The 14,210-nt window shown below is 63.9% G+C and carries 11 protein-coding genes; 6 read left to right on the top strand and 5 right to left on the bottom strand.

The features are described 5' to 3' along the window. Positions 1-132: 132 nt before the first annotated feature. From rsmA to CQW31_RS03135, 4 genes are read right to left on the bottom strand one after another with little or no spacing between them, the layout of a single operon-like run. A complete protein-coding gene (gene rsmA, locus CQW31_RS03150) occupies positions 133-933 on the bottom strand; it encodes a 16S rRNA (adenine(1518)-N(6)/adenine(1519)-N(6))-dimethyltransferase RsmA (RefSeq protein ID WP_054885218.1) in 801 nt (266 codons plus the stop codon). Then, complete coding sequence (gene pdxA, locus CQW31_RS03145; protein WP_054885217.1) at positions 930-1,919, bottom strand: 4-hydroxythreonine-4-phosphate dehydrogenase PdxA; 990 nt, start codon at positions 1,917-1,919, stop codon at positions 930-932. Before pdxA ends, rsmA begins: the two co-directional genes overlap by 4 nt. Continuing rightward, positions 1,916-3,235, bottom strand: coding sequence for a peptidylprolyl isomerase (locus tag CQW31_RS03140; RefSeq protein ID WP_054885216.1), 1,320 nt, complete (start codon positions 3,233-3,235; stop codon positions 1,916-1,918). Before CQW31_RS03140 ends, pdxA begins: the two co-directional genes overlap by 4 nt. After that, entirely contained in the window at positions 3,216-6,020 is a 2,805-nt protein-coding gene (locus CQW31_RS03135) for an LPS-assembly protein LptD (RefSeq protein WP_099813723.1), read from the bottom strand. Before CQW31_RS03135 ends, CQW31_RS03140 begins: the two co-directional genes overlap by 20 nt. A 130-nt stretch (positions 6,021-6,150) precedes the next feature. On the opposite strand from CQW31_RS03135, the gene CQW31_RS03130 reads away from it, so the two are divergent. The 3 genes from CQW31_RS03130 to CQW31_RS03120 are packed head-to-tail and all read left to right on the top strand — an operon-like array spanning position 6,151 to position 8,604. Continuing rightward, positions 6,151-7,170, top strand: coding sequence for an aminoglycoside phosphotransferase family protein (locus CQW31_RS03130; RefSeq protein WP_099813722.1), 1,020 nt, complete (start codon positions 6,151-6,153; stop codon positions 7,168-7,170). After that, the gene (gene murU / locus CQW31_RS03125; protein ID WP_054885213.1) at positions 7,167-7,838 is read left to right on the top strand and encodes an N-acetylmuramate alpha-1-phosphate uridylyltransferase MurU; all 672 of its coding nucleotides are present in this window, start codon (positions 7,167-7,169) and stop codon (positions 7,836-7,838) included. Before CQW31_RS03130 ends, murU begins: the two co-directional genes overlap by 4 nt. Position 7,839: 1 nt before the next feature. Then, positions 7,840-8,604 (top strand): TerB family tellurite resistance protein, encoded by a 765-nt coding sequence (locus CQW31_RS03120; RefSeq protein ID WP_099813721.1) that lies wholly within the window; start codon positions 7,840-7,842, stop codon positions 8,602-8,604. A gap of 31 nt (positions 8,605-8,635) precedes the next feature. On the opposite strand, the gene CQW31_RS03115 is transcribed toward CQW31_RS03120, so the two are convergent. Beyond that, positions 8,636-9,634, bottom strand: a complete 999-nt coding sequence (locus tag CQW31_RS03115; RefSeq protein WP_099813720.1) for an alpha/beta hydrolase family protein — start codon at positions 9,632-9,634, stop codon at positions 8,636-8,638. 95 nt (positions 9,635-9,729) lie between these two features. Between CQW31_RS03115 and CQW31_RS03110 the strand changes: the two genes are divergently transcribed. The 3 genes from CQW31_RS03110 to CQW31_RS03100 all read left to right on the top strand — a co-directional run bounded on the left by CQW31_RS03110 (position 9,730) and on the right by CQW31_RS03100 (position 14,176). Next, entirely contained in the window at positions 9,730-12,117 is a 2,388-nt protein-coding gene (locus CQW31_RS03110) for a PAS domain S-box protein (RefSeq protein ID WP_054885210.1), read from the top strand. Between the two features lie 10 nt (positions 12,118-12,127). Next, a complete protein-coding gene (locus tag CQW31_RS03105; protein ID WP_054885209.1) occupies positions 12,128-12,757 on the top strand; it encodes a response regulator transcription factor in 630 nt (209 codons plus the stop codon). Between the two features lie 294 nt (positions 12,758-13,051). Beyond that, entirely contained in the window at positions 13,052-14,176 is a 1,125-nt protein-coding gene (locus CQW31_RS03100) for an ABC transporter ATP-binding protein (RefSeq protein WP_054885208.1), read from the top strand. The last annotated feature ends 34 nt before the right edge of the window (positions 14,177-14,210 follow it).

Here is a 14,210-nt window from a genome sequence, read left to right as displayed (position 1 = left end):
GGGAGCGGGCTCACCCGCGAAAGGGTCGGTGCAGGCTGAACCTGCTCCCACAGGGTGGACTGCACAGGCTCCTGGGGTTGCGCAATTCCTGTGGGAGCGGGTTCACCTGCGAAAGGGCCGGTGCAGGCTGAATCAGGCTTGCTGGTCGGCCAGCTGATCGGCCAGGCGCACGAACGCCGCCAGGTCGAGCTGTTCAGGGCGCAGGCTGCCATCCACGCCAGCGGCCTCGATTGCGGCGCTGTCGAGCAGGCCTTTCATGGTGTTGCGCAGGGTCTTGCGACGCTGGTTGAACGCCTCACGCACCACCTGCTCCAGCAACCGTGCATCCTTGGCCGGGTGCGGCAGCACTTCGTGCGGCACCAGGCGCACGATTGCCGAGTCGACCTTCGGCGGCGGGTTGAACGCGCCTGGGCCGACGTTGAACAGGTGTTCCACGCGGCAGTGGTACTGGACCATGATCGACAGGCGACCCCAGTCACCCCCGCCTGGGCCGGCAGCCATGCGCTCGACCACTTCCTTCTGCAGCATGAAGTGCATGTCACGGATCAGTCCGGCATGGCTGAGCAGGTGGAAGATCAACGGGGTAGAGATGTTGTACGGCAGGTTGCCGACCACCTTCAGGCTGCGTGGTGGCACACCCAGCTGGTTGAAGTCGAACTTCAACGCATCGCCCTGGTGCAGGCGGAAATTATCGCGGCCAGCGAACTTGTGCTGCAGGATCGGGACCAGGTCCTTGTCCAGCTCGACAACGTCCAGCTGAGCGCCACTGCCCAGCAAGCCTTCGGTCAGGGCGCCCTGGCCCGGGCCGATTTCCAGCAGGTGTTCGCCAGCCTTGGCGTTGATGGCGCGCAGGATGCGGTCGATGATGCCTGCATCGTGCAGGAAGTTCTGGCCGAAGCGCTTGCGTGCCCGGTGTTGGTATTGCTCGTTCATGGTCGGTTCTCGGCCATCTGGTAGGCGGTTTCCAGGGCTACGCGCAGGCTGCCGGTGTCGACCTTGCCGCTACCGGCGAGGTCCAGGGCAGTGCCGTGGTCGACCGATGTGCGGATGATCGGCAGGCCCAAGGTCACGTTGACGGCTGCGCCAAAGCCTTTGTACTTGAGTACGGGCAGGCCCTGGTCGTGGTACATCGCCAGCACTGCATCGCAGTGCTCCAGATATTTGGGGGTAAACAGGGTATCGGCCGGCAGTGGGCCGCGCAGGTCCATGCCTTCAGTGCGCAGGCGGGCCAGCGTCGGCTCGATGATGTCGATTTCTTCGCGGCCAAGATGGCCGCCTTCTCCGGCATGCGGGTTGAGGCCGCAGACCAGGATGCGCGGGTTGGCGATGCCGAACTTGTCGCGCATGTCGGCGTGCAGGATGCGGGTAACCCGCTCCACACGTTCGGCAGTGATGGCGTCGGCAATGTCCCGCAGCGGCAGGTGCGTGGTCACCAGGGCAACGCGCAGGCCACGGGTGGCCAGCAGCATCACCACCTGGGCGGTGCGGGTCAGGTCGGCAAGAAATTCGGTATGGCCGGAGAAGGCGATACCGCTTTCGTTGATCACGCCCTTGTGCACTGGCGCGGTGATCATCCCGGCGAATTGCCCATCAAGGCAACCTTGGCCGGCACGGGTCAGCGTTTCCAGCACGAACGCCGCGTTGGCCTTGTTCAGCTGGCCCGCCACCACGGGCGCAGCCAAGGGTGTATCCCATACGTACAGGCTACCGGCAGGCGCAGGCTGGTCAGGCCATTGGCCTGGCGCTACCGCTAGCAGGTTGACCGCCAGCCCCAGCTGCGTGGCCCGCTCGGCGAGCAGGTCACGGCTGGTGATGGCAATCAGGGGATGGGGCTGGGCGTCGGCGGCGAGCAGCAGGCACAGGTCAGGGCCTATGCCGGCTGGTTCGCCGGGAGTGACGGCGAAGCGCAGGGGCTTCACTTCGCGGCCTGGTCAGCGCCAGGCAGCTTGATTTCAACGTAGGCTTCGTCGCGGATCTGGCGCAGCCAGGTCTGCAGCTCTTCGTCGTACTTGCGGTTGCGCAGCACGTTCATGGCCTGTTGCTCACGCGCCTGTTCGGTGCTGTCGGTAGCGCGACGGCCCAGCACTTCCAGGACGTGCCAGCCGTACTGGGTCTTGAATGGCTTGGTCACCACGCCTTGCTGGGCGTCGGCCATCTGCTCGCGGAACTCAGGCACCAGGCTGTTCGGGTCGACCCAGTTGAGATCGCCGCCGTTGAGTGCCGAACCTGGGTCTTCCGAGAAGCTCTTCGCCAGTTCGCCGAAATCTTCGCCGTTCTGGATACGCTCGTACAGGCGCTCGGCCAACTGCTTGGTGGCTGCTTCGCTGCGGATTTCGCTCGGCTTGATCAGGATATGACGGACATGCACTTCGTCACGCAGCACGTTCTCGCCGCCACCGCGCTTCTCTTCGAGCTTGAGAAGGATGAAGCCGTTGGGGATGCGGATTGGCTGGGTGATGTCGCCGACTGCCATGCTGCTGAGCATCTTGGCGAAGTCCGGTGGCAGCTGGGCCGCTTTACGCCAGCCCATTTCGCCACCTTCCAGGGCGTTTTCGCTGGCCGAGTTGGCAATCGCCACCTGGCCGAAGTCGGCGCCCTGGCGCAGTTGCTGGTACAGCTCGCCAACCTTGCGTGCAGCTTTCTGGATGTCGTCCGAGTTGGCGGCTTCCGGGGTCGGGATGAGGATGTTGGCCAGGCGGTACTCTTCCGACATCTGCATCTTGCCCATGTCCGAGGCGAGGAAGTTCTTCACTTCCTGCTCGGACACCTGGATGCGCTCGGCAACGCGACGCTGACGCACGCGGCTGATGATCATCTCGCGCTTGACCTGCTCACGGGCGTCGTCGAACGACAAGCCGTCATGGGCGAGGGCGGCGCGGAACTGCTCCAGGGACATGCCATTGCGCTGGGCAATGGTACCGATGGCCTGGTTCAGTTCTTCGTCGGTGATGCGGATCCCCGAACGCTCGCCAATCTGCAGCTGCAGGTTCTCGACGATCAGGCGTTCCAGTACCTGCTGCTCCAGTGCGCCGGTCGGTGGTACGCCACCGCCGCGCTTGGCGATGGTCTGCTGCACCTCGTGGACGCGCTGGTCCAGCTGGCTTTGCATGACCACGTCGTTGTCGACGATGGCTACCACGCGGTCCAGAGGTTGTACCGCGGCATGCACCGCGCCACTCAGCAATGCAGCGCCCAGCAATACCGGGCGCAGTCGATCAATAAGCTTGGTCTTCACGTGTACGGTAACCTTGAATGCCTTGGTCGAGGAACGATTCCACCTTGTTGCCCACTACGCCGCCGAGGCCTTTCAGGACGATTTGCAGGAAGATGCCGTGGTCACCCTTTTCGTTTGTCGGGGTAGCCTGGCTAAAGTCGTCGGAGTCGATCCAGTAACGGTTGATCAGGCGCAGCTTCCAGCAGCAGTTGTCGTACTCGAAGCCACCCATGGCTTCCAGGGTACGGTTGCGGTTGTAGTCATGCTGCCAGCGGGCGATCACGCTCCATTGCGGCACGAGCGGCCAGATCACCGAGAAGTCGTGCTGCTGGATCTTGTAGTAATCCTTGATGAAGTTCGGGTCGCCCGGCGTGCCATAGTCGCCGCCGCCCACTTTCCAGGTACCGGTGGTGGAATCGTAAGCGATGGTGTCATTGCGGTAGCGATAACCGAAGTTGACCACCTTGTTCGGGTTGTCTTCAGGCTGGTAGTGGAACATCGCGCTGCCCGAGCGGGTGCTGCGGCTGTCCGGGTCCCAGTTGAAGTCCGAATTGAAGCGCCAGTCGCGGTTGAAGTAGTAGTTGTACAGCAACGCGTATGGCGACACATCCGACTGCGAGTCCTTGCGGGTACGGTAGTCGATGCCGGGCAGCTGGACCTTGCGGTCCTTGAAGTAGTAGGCCTGGCCGATGCTGAAGTTCTGGCGCTCGAAGCCGTTGTCCTCGATCCAGCGGGTGGTCACACCCAGCGACAGCTTGTTCTCGTCACCGATACGGTCGGTGCCGGAGAAGCGGTTGTCGCGGAACAGCGAGTCGTAGCTGAACAGGGTTTCACCCGTGTCGAACAGCGGGATGTCCTTCTGGTCCTTGTACGGGACGTAGAGGTAGTACATGCGCGGTTCGAGGGTCTGCCGGTAGTTGGTACCGAACAGCGAGGTGTTGCGGTCGAAATACAGGCCGCTGTCGACCGAAGCGATCGGAATATCACGGTTCAGCGTGCTGTTGTAGCTGCCGTATGCCGGGTTGGCCGATTGCGCAATGGCTTGGGCCTGGCCTTGGCTGTCCAGATCGAGGTCATAGTGCGTGTAGGCATATTTCAGCTTGGGCGTGATGTAACCATAGCTGGCTTGCATCGGCAGGCTGATCGACGGCGCAACATTCAGGCGCGTGCCGTTGGCCCGTGCAATGCCACTGATGTTCTGGTCCAGGCGGCGGCCATCGGGACCGGCGGTGGTGTCGAGGTTGCCGTCCTTGTCGAACACCGTGTCGTTCTTGAGGTTACGGTCGAAGCGTACTGCTTCGGTTTCGTAACCCATGTCCAGACCGCCCGGATGGAACGGCAGTGCACCGTTGAGGGTGATCTGCGGCAGCTTGTCGTACGGCGTAATCTGCGACAGGGTCGCCATCTCGTACGCTTGCGCATTCAGGCGGGCGGTGTAGGTGTCGCCACGCCAGGTCAGGGCACCTTGCTGGTTGACCACGTCCCGGCTCTTGACGCCAATCTGGTCGGTTTCCAGGTCCTGGAAGTAGAACGGATCGCTGATGTCGGTGTAATCAACTTCAGTCATCAGGCGCTCGTCCAAGCCACCCTTGTGCTGCCAGTTGATCATCCAGCGTTCTTTCTTGTAGTCCGTCTGCAGCTTGCGATCGTCGTCCTCGTCGTTGAGGTAGCCGCCGCCGAACTGGCCTTCGCTGGACTTGGTCAGGTAGCGGAACTCGCCTTCCATCAGCAGGCCGCGCTTGGTCATGTAGCGCGGGTACAACGTGGCGTCATAGTTGGGCGCCAGGTTGAAGTAGTAAGGCGTGACCAGCATGAAGCCGGTGTCGCTGGTGCTGCTGAACGACGGCGGCAGGAAGCCGGACTGGCGACGGTCGTCGATCGGGAAGTAGATGTACGGTGTGTAGAGCACCGGGAAATCTTTGACCCGCAGGGTGACGTTGGTCGCGGTACCGAAACCGGTCGCCGGGTTCAGGGTGATGTTGTTGCCCTTCAGCTGCCAGGCGTTGCTGCCCGGTTCGCACGTGGTGTACGTACCGTCCTTGAGGCGGATGATGGCGTTTTCGCCACGCTTGGCGTACAGGGCGTTGCCGCGGATGTGCGACTTGTGCATCACGTATTCGGCGTTGTCGACCTGGGCTTCGCCGGTGTCGAGCTGGATCTCTGCCTGGTCACCGACGACCAGCGAGCCGTTGTCGCGGATCTTGACGTTGCCCTTGAGCTCGCCACGGTTCTCGGCCTGGTACAGGTTGGCTTCGTCGGCTTCGGCCTGCATGCTGCCCTGGCGCATGACCACGTCACCCGCGAGGGTAGCGATCTGCTGCTCCTGCTGGTACTTGGAGACCTTGGCGTTGATGTAGGTCGGCGACTCGTCCTTCGGCGTGGAGTCGGCCATGCCCGGGCGGGTCGGCTCGATGTACGCACCGCCACAATACGGGCCGGTTTCGGCCAGCTGGGCGGCAGTGAGCTTCTCGCGTGGAACCCAGTCGAGGTGGCTGTAATCTTCGCTGCGCGACTTCAGGCCACGGCCCTTGGCCTCGGTGACCAGCATCGGCTTGTCGGCGCTCTCGGCCTCGGCCGACTCGGCTTCGGTGCCGGACGTGAGCGCAGCACCTTCGTGCACCGGGCGCGGAGGCAGGTTGTTGGCTGGGGTCTTGGGCTTGCAGTCCCAACCACCGGAGGCGGACACTTGGCAGTCGAACTGCTCGGCAGCCACCACATAGGAGGTGGCAAGAGGTTGCATGGCCAGCAGACCGCCGGTTACCAGCAACGGAAACTTTCTACGAAACGCGGGGGATTTCAATGCCATCTTATTAGTCCGGGCTTCCTGCGTGCCATCTGCCCGCGTGTGGGGCCGCACGCCTCTCGATGGTCTGAAAAAGATGCTGGATAATAAAGCATGACCCGCTTGACGGCTAGGGCCGTCGGAGACCCTTGTAATGCCTGAACACGATGTACGCCTGCAACAACTGACTGTCTGGCTCCATGAGCAGCTCGATCGACTTTTCCGCGACAACGCCTGGGGCGAGGTGCCCGAGGGCAGCCTGACCGCCGCCAGCAGCGACGCCAGCTTCCGCCGTTACTTCCGCTGGCAGGGGGCGGGCCACAGTTTCGTGATCATGGACGCGCCGCCTCCGCAGGAAAACTGCCGACCATTCGTCGCCATTGACCATCTGCTGGCCAGTGCAGGCGTGCATGTGCCGCAGATCCATGCGCAGGACCTGGAGCGCGGCTTCCTGTTGCTGGGTGACATGGGCCATCAGACATACCTGGACATCATTCAGGCCGACAATGCCGATGGCCTGTTTGCCGATGCGATTGACGCCCTGCTGGCCTTCCAGCGTCTGCCAATGGGCGCGCCATTGCCCAGCTACGATGACGCCTTGCTGCGCCGTGAAGTCGAACTGTTCCCGGAGTGGTACGTAGGCCGTGAGCTTGGCCTGGCCTTCACGCAAGCGCAGAAAGCCAGCTGGCAGCGTATCAGCCAACTGCTGATCGACAGCGCCCTGGCCCAGCCCAAGGTGCTGGTGCACCGTGACTACATGCCGCGCAACCTGATGCAAAGCACCCCGAACCCAGGCGTGCTGGACTTCCAGGACGCAGTCTATGGCCCGGTCACCTACGACATCACCTGTCTGTTCAAGGACGCTTTCCTCAGCTGGCCGCAGGCGCAGGTCGAAGTCTGGTTGCGCAGCTACTGGGACCAGGCGCGAGCCGCCGGTATTCCGGTGCAGCCGGTATTCGGCGATTTCCAGCGTGCCAGTGACCTGATGGGCGTGCAGCGCCACCTCAAGGTGATCGGTATCTTCGCGCGAATCTGCCATCGTGACGGAAAACCGCGTTATCTGGCCGACGTCCCGCGATTCTTCGCCTATATAGATGAAGTGGTCAGCCGTCGCCCGGAGCTTGCCGAACTGGGCCAGCTGATTGCCGAGTTGCAAGCCGGAGCGCATGCATGAAGGCGATGATTCTTGCGGCAGGCAAAGGCGAGCGCATGCGCCCGCTGACCCTGCATACCCCCAAACCGCTGGTGCCAGTCGCGGGTCAGCCACTGATCGAATATCACCTGCGCGCGCTGGCGGCGGCCGGGTTTACCGAGGTGGTGATCAACCACGCCTGGCTTGGCCAGCAGATCGAAGATCATCTGGGCGATGGCGGCCGGTTCGGCCTGAGCATCCGTTACTCGGCCGAAGGGGAGCCGCTGGAAACCGGCGGCGGAATCTTCAAAGCCCTGCCGTTGCTGGGGAGCGAGCCCTTTGCCCTGATCAACGGCGATGTCTGGACCGACTACGACTTCACGCAACTGCGCACGCCGCTGCGTGGGCTGGCGCACCTGGTGCTGGTCGACAACCCAGGGCATCACGGGCGTGGCGACTTCCGTCTGCGCGAGGATCGGGTGATCGATGGTGACGACGCCCCCGGTACGCTGACGTTCAGCGGACTCTCGGTGCTGCACCCGGCGCTGTTCGAAGGCTGCCAGGCGGGGGCCTTCAAGTTGGCGCCGTTGTTGCGTCAGGCGATGGCGTCGGGCCAGGTGAGTGGCGAGCATTACCGTGGCCTTTGGGTGGATGTCGGTACCCTTGAGCGCTTGGCCGAGGCCGAGCGCTTGATCGGCGAGCGCGCCTGACATGTGGTGGCCAGGCACGGTAATCGGGTTGGGCGCAGGCTTCGCGGTCGCCAGTATCCCCGGGGCGCTGCTCGGTGCCTTGCTGGGCCAGGCGATGGACCGGCGCCTGCGCTTGCAGGGTTGGGACGACATGTGCGAGCGCCTGGGTGCTCGCCCGGTCCTGCAAGACGATGAGTTGCTGTTCGTCTTGCTCGGGCGGCTGGCCAAGAGTGATGGTCGTGTGGCCGAGCAGCACATTCAGCAGGCGCGGCAGGAAATGGTCCGCCTGGACATGCCCGAGGCGGCGCGGTTGCGGGCCATCGCCGCGTTCAACCGGGGCAAGGCGGGCAATGACCGGCTGTCGGGCCACCTGCGCCGGATCCGGCTGCAGCCGCATGCTGCCGAGGGTACCCTCCGTGCCTGCTGGCGCATGGCCTGGGCCGACGGTAAGGCCGGGCGCCATGAGCGCGAGCTGCTACTGGAGTGGGGGCAAAAGCTGGGCCTGAGCCGTCGCCAGGTACAGGCAATGTCGCTGGAGTACGAGCCGCGCAAGGTGCCGGCGTCAGCGGCGGCTATGAACTATGCGGCAGCACTGCGCTTGCTGGGCATCGAGGCCGACACTGAAGGGGACCAGGTCAAGCAGGCTTACCGGCGCCTGGTCAGCAAGCATCATCCGGACAAGCTGGCGGGCAGCGGAGCAAGCGAGGCGCAAGTGCGCGAAGCGACCGAGCGGACCCGCGAACTGCACCAGGCCTATGCCATCGTGCGCAAGCGGCAGGGGTTCTAGCAGGGGCGCACAGCGCCCCTGGCCATTCACACTACTGTTGCGGGCTCATCCAGCCTCGAACCCGGCGGAACAGCTGCTCCTGCTCGCCGTCCTTGTTCGCCGGCATGGCAATCAGCGAGAGCTGCTTGTACTGGCTGTCCTTCTGCCGCTTGCTGGCCTGCAAGCGCAGCGCGGCGGCATTGCGGTCGCCGGTACGGGTGGCGTAGTAGAGGTCGGCCGTCGGCACCTTGAGGGTTGGCGTCAGGCTTTCCAGATCGTGCTCGACCCGCGCCGGCGTCTGCGCCGCCACCATCACCAGTTTCTGCACCTGCGGCGGTTGCTTCTCGCTCAGGTAGCGCGCTGCCCAATAGGCGCCGCTGCCGTGACCGATCAGCACGATGCTGCGCGAATTGTGCTGTTGCGCATAGGCTACGGCAGCATCCAGGCGGGCGAAGATGCGTTCAGCGTCGGCCACGTCGTTCTGTTCGCTGGCTTGCTCGGCGTCGGTGCTTTCTGCGGTCTCGGCGTCGGCGGCCGTGGCCTGGGCGACGTTGGCGTTGGCGTCGGCAGGGGTGTCCTTGGCCGGTGCGCTTTCGCCTGTCTTCTGCTCAGGCGCTGGCGCCGGCTTGGCCTCTACCCGCGCCTGCGGGGCGTCGGCGAGCAGGTCGGGCAGGCTCACGCTCAGGCTGTGCCAGCCGATATCCGGGAACTTGCGCCGCAGCGGCCCGACTGCATTGGGCCAGTCGGCATTCTCGCCAGCGCCAGGCACGATGATCACGGCACCTTGCGGATCAGCGAGGTTGGCCGGTTTCCAAAGGGCCAGGAAGCTGTCCGCTCCGGCCTGCAGGGTCTGTTGTTCGGCTTTTGGTACCAGGCGCTCCAGGGCTTGCGCGCCCTCCTGGCTGCGCTCCAGCAGCGGTGGGCGTGGCGCCGCGGCGGAGGGCGCCTCGGTTGCAGCCTCTGGCGTGGCCGCATCGGCGGCCAGGGCGGCGAGTGATAGGAGCGAGGCCAGGCAGCACATTGCCAGCGTCGTGCGATAAAGTGTGGACATGAATCAACCCAAGGCCAGAATGATACCGGCAGCCTAATAGTATTTGCCCGCGGCGGCCATGCTGCATGGCCGCCCTTGCCAAGACGAGCGTGTAGATGAAGCGATTGCGTCGCCTGTTGGTTATCGGCTGGTTGTGCCTGCCCTTGATCGCGTTGGCACGGCCGCAGGTGTCGCCAGCGGTGACCTTGGAGCCTGCACAGCAGCAATGGCTCGAAAGCCATCGCAGCTTGCGTGTCGGTCTGGTGCTGCAGGCGCCCTACGCCCAGTTCGACCGGCGTCTGCAACAGCTTTACGGCGCCAACGTCGAGCTGGTGAACTGGTTGGGACAAGCGTTGGGCCTGGACCTGACCTGGCGCAACTTCACTGACCAGGCCAGCCTTGAACATGCCTTGCAGGCGGGAGAAATCGATTTTGCCCCAGGGCTGACGCAAACCCCGGCCAGCTTGCGCCTGTGGCTGTTCAGCGACCCTTACATGCGGGTCCCCCAACTGGTGGTGGGAGCGCGGACAGGGGCAATGTCGGTAGAGCTGGAAAAGCTCGATGCGCAAACCCGCGTCGCAGTGCGCATGCCCAGCGTTCTAGCCGACTATCTGCGCGGTAATTACAGCGGCCTGAACGTGCAAGGCGTGCCCAGCGAACGCGAGGCGTTGCAATGGGTGGTCGGCGGCCAGGCCAGTTACGCGGTGCTGGATGAGGCTCAGCTGAGTCGGTTGTCACGCGAAAATGAGTTCGCCGAGCTGGTAGTGGTGGGTGATATAGGTTTGCCCCAGTTATTGCGGGTGGGCTCCCGGCGCGACTGGCCAATGCTCGCCGATGTGCTCGAACGCGGGCTGCAGGCCATGCCTGCCAAGGCGCTGGAGCAACTTCACCAGCGTTGGTTGCAGCCGAAGTACCCGCGCTTGAGCGAGTCGCCGGGCTTCTGGCAGAACCTGGCGTTGCTGTTCGGCATGTTGCTGCTGTGTACCGTGGCCACCCTGGTGTGGCAGCGTCGGCAGCAACGTCAGCTGGAGCGCAGTCTGCTGGCCACGCGGGAAAGCCTGACCGAGCGGCAGGGCCGCGAAGAGGCACTGCGCCTTAGCCAGTTCGCTATCGACCAGAGTACGGTGGGCATTCTCTGGGTCAATTGGGACAGCCATGTGCGCTACGCCAACCATGCAGTGGAGGCCATGCTCGGCTATGCAGAGGCTGAGTTGCTGGAGCGCCCGCTGAGCGACTTCGAGCCGAACCTGAGTATGGACCGCTGGCTGGAACTGTGGAAGGGGGCCCGCGCCGGCGACGGCGGTGCCCGGCAATTCGAAACCCAATGCCGGCGCGCTGATGGCAGCTTGCTCCCGGTGGAGCTGTCGCTCAGTTTCCTGCGTTTTCGCGATGCCGAATACCTGGTGGTGTACCTCGCCGATGTCACCGAGCGCCATCGCGCCCTGGCGGCGTTGCGCGAAAGCGAGGCGCGGCTCAAGGGTATCGCAGGCAACGTGCCGGGCCTGGTGTTCCGCCTTGAACCGGCGCCGGCCGAAGGCGAGCCGGAATTTCCCTACATCAGCGAAGGCAGCGAGGCACTGGTGGGTTACACGCCTGCGCAGATCCAGCACCCGTTGATGGGCTTGCGCAATCTCGTTCATCCGGACGACCGGGCCGACTATCACCAGGTGCAGGACCTGGCCATTGCCAGCGATCAGGACTGGTCGTGGCAGGGGCGCATCCTCACCCGTCAGGGTGAGCAACGCTGGGCCGACATCAAGGCCAGTGCCCGACGCCTGCCCAATGGCCGGGTGGCCTGGGACGGTATCGTCTGGGACATTACCCAAGGCAAGCGCGCCGAGCTGGCGCTGGCCCAGTCGCAGGAACAGCTGCGCGAACTGTCGGCGCACCTGGAGAGCGTGCGCGAAGAAGAAAAGGCCCGCATCGCCCGTGAAGTTCACGACGAGCTGGGGCAGATGCTGACCGTGCTCAAGCTGGAAGTGTCGATGTGCGAGCTGGCCTTTGCCGACCTGGATCCTGGGCTGCACGAGCGCCTGGGCAGCATGAAGCGCCTGATCGCCCAGCTGTTCCAGTTGGTGCGCGACGTAGCCACCGCGCTGCGTCCACCGATCCTCGACGCTGGCATTGCCTCGGCCATCGAATGGCAGGCGCGGCGCTTCGAAGCGCGCACACAGATACCCTGTCTGGTGCAGGTGCCGGATAATCTGCCAGCATTGAGCGATGCCAAGGCCATCGGCCTGTTCCGCATCCTGCAGGAGGCGTTGACCAACGTGATGCGCCACGCGCAGGCGCACAGTGTGGAGATCGAGCTGGTGCGGGAGGACGGGCAGCTGCGCATGACCGTCAGCGACGATGGCACCGGGTTCCGTCGGGACCAGCCCAGACCTGCCTCGTTCGGCCTGGTCGGCGTACGTGAGCGGGTGCTGATGCTCGGCGGCAGCATGGCGCTGGACAGTGAACCAGGCGAAGGCACCAGCCTGAGCGTGACCATTCCCTTGGAGTAGGAGAGCGAGCGTGATTCGAGTGCTGGTGGCCGAAGACCACACCATTGTCCGCGAAGGCATCAAACAGTTGATTGGCCTGGCCAAAGACATGCAGGTGGCGGGGGAGGCCGGGAACGGCGAGCAGTTGCTCGAAACCCTGCGCCACACACCCTGCGAGGTGGTGTTGCTGGATATTTCCATGCCGGGGGTGAATGGCCTGGAGGCGATCCCGCGAATCCGCGCGTTGCACGATGCTCCGGCGATCCTGATGCTGTCGATGCACGATGAGGCGCAAATGGCGGCCCGTGCCTTGAAAGCTGGCGCTGCTGGCTATGCGACCAAGGACAGTGACCCGGCCCTGTTGCTCACGGCGATTCGCCGGGTTGCAGGCGGCGGGCGCTATATCGATCCGGCACTGGCCGACCGCATGGTCTTCGAGGTGGGCCTGACTGAGACCCGGCCACTGCACACGCTGTTGTCAGAGCGCGAGTTCTCGGTGTTCGAGCGCTTGGCCCAGGGCGCCAACGTCAACGACATCGCCCAGCAACTGGCGCTGTCGAGCAAGACCATCAGCACCCACAAGGCCAGGCTGATGCAGAAGCTCAAGGTCAATTCACTGGCGGAGCTGGTCAAGTACGCCATGGAGCACAAGCTGGTCTGACTGTTCTGATTGCGACAGCTGCCATTGCCTGTACGGCGCCGAATCCTGTGGGAGCGGGTTACCCGCGAAAGGGTCAGGCCTGCCATTTGCACGGTGCCTGGGCTGGCCTCTTCGCGGGTGAACCCGCTCCCACCGGGATTAATGTCTGTGCTGAAAGCGCCGTTCTTGTAGGGCAATCCCTACAACAAATCTTCCAGCCGGATGAGGACATTCTCTCAGCACCGCCGATTTCCGGGCGCTGGCGGCTCTTCTACTCTTTTGCCTACGCAGTCATTCCAACAAGAAGGTGCAGGCATGAGCGAGGCGAATTCGAACGCTGCCACCAGCGAGACGCTGGTCAGCTTCCGTGGTGTGCAGAAGAGCTACGACGGCGAATCGCTGATCGTCAAAAACCTCAACCTGGACATTCGCAAGGGTGAATTTCTCACCCTGCTCGGCCCCTCCGGCTCGGGCAAGACCACCAGCCTGATGATGCTGGCCGGTTTCGAAACCCCGACCGCCGGTGAAATCCAGCTGGCCGGGCGCTCGATCAACAACGTGCCGCCGCACAAGCGCGACATCGGCATGGTGTTCCAGAACTACGCACTGTTCCCGCACATGACCGTGGCCGAGAACCTGGCCTTTCCGCTGACCGTGCGCGGCCTGAGCAAGACCGACATCAGCGAACGGGTCAAGCGGGTGCTGAACATGGTCCAGCTCGATGCTTTCGCCAAGCGCTACCCCGGCCAGCTTTCCGGCGGTCAGCAGCAGCGTGTGGCATTGGCTCGGGCACTGGTGTTCGAACCACAGCTGGTATTGATGGACGAACCGCTGGGTGCCCTCGACAAGCAGCTGCGTGAACACATGCAGATGGAGATCAAGCACATTCACCAGCGCCTGGGCGTGACCGTGGTCTACGTGACTCACGATCAGGGTGAGGCACTGACCATGTCCGATCGCGTGGCGGTGTTCCACCAGGGCGAAATCCAGCAGATCGCCGACCCGCGCACCCTTTATGAAGAACCCTGCAACACCTTCGTCGCCAACTTCATCGGCGAGAACAACCGCATCAACGGCACCCTGCTGGCCAGCGATGGCAAGCGTTGCCAAGTGCAGCTGGCCCGTGGCGAGCGGGTCGAGGCGCTGGCGGTGAATGTCGGCCAGGCCGGCGAGCCGGTGACCCTTTCGGTACGCCCCGAGCGCGTGCGCCTCAACGGCCACAGCGAAAGCTGCGTCAACCGCTTCTCTGGCCGCGTGGCCGAGTTCATCTACCTGGGCGACCACGTACGGGTGCGCCTGGAGGTCTGTGGCAAGGCCGACTTCTTCGTCAAACAGCCGATCGCCGAGCTCGACCCGGCGTTGGCCGTGGGCGATGTGGTACCCCTGGGCTGGGAGGTGGAGCACGCCCGCGCGCTCGATCCGATTGCCGAAGCCCACTGATCGGTTGCTTCACCAACCCTGTACTGTGGAGAAA

The sequence above is a fragment of the Pseudomonas sp. 382 genome, from assembly GCF_002759075.1.
GTDB classification, from domain to species: domain Bacteria; phylum Pseudomonadota; class Gammaproteobacteria; order Pseudomonadales; family Pseudomonadaceae; genus Aquipseudomonas; species Aquipseudomonas vlassakiae.
This window is presented reverse-complemented; position numbering and strand designations above follow the sequence as displayed.

What these genes read in the sequence shown, in the direction of transcription:
- rsmA (WP_054885218.1), bottom strand. Translation starts at nt 933, where the DNA reads ATGAACGAGCAATACCAACACCGGGCACGCAAGCGCTTCGGCCAGAAC.
- CQW31_RS03135 (WP_099813723.1), bottom strand. Translation starts at nt 6,020, where the DNA reads ATGGCATTGAAATCCCCCGCGTTTCGTAGAAAGTTTCCGTTGCTGGTA.
- CQW31_RS03130 (WP_099813722.1), top strand. Translation starts at nt 6,151, where the DNA reads ATGCCTGAACACGATGTACGCCTGCAACAACTGACTGTCTGGCTCCAT.
- murU (WP_054885213.1), top strand. Translation starts at nt 7,167, where the DNA reads ATGAAGGCGATGATTCTTGCGGCAGGCAAAGGCGAGCGCATGCGCCCG.
- CQW31_RS03120 (WP_099813721.1), top strand. Translation starts at nt 7,840, where the DNA reads ATGTGGTGGCCAGGCACGGTAATCGGGTTGGGCGCAGGCTTCGCGGTC.
- CQW31_RS03115 (WP_099813720.1), bottom strand. Translation starts at nt 9,634, where the DNA reads ATGTCCACACTTTATCGCACGACGCTGGCAATGTGCTGCCTGGCCTCG.
- CQW31_RS03110 (WP_054885210.1), top strand. Translation starts at nt 9,730, where the DNA reads ATGAAGCGATTGCGTCGCCTGTTGGTTATCGGCTGGTTGTGCCTGCCC.
- CQW31_RS03100 (WP_054885208.1), top strand. Translation starts at nt 13,052, where the DNA reads ATGAGCGAGGCGAATTCGAACGCTGCCACCAGCGAGACGCTGGTCAGC.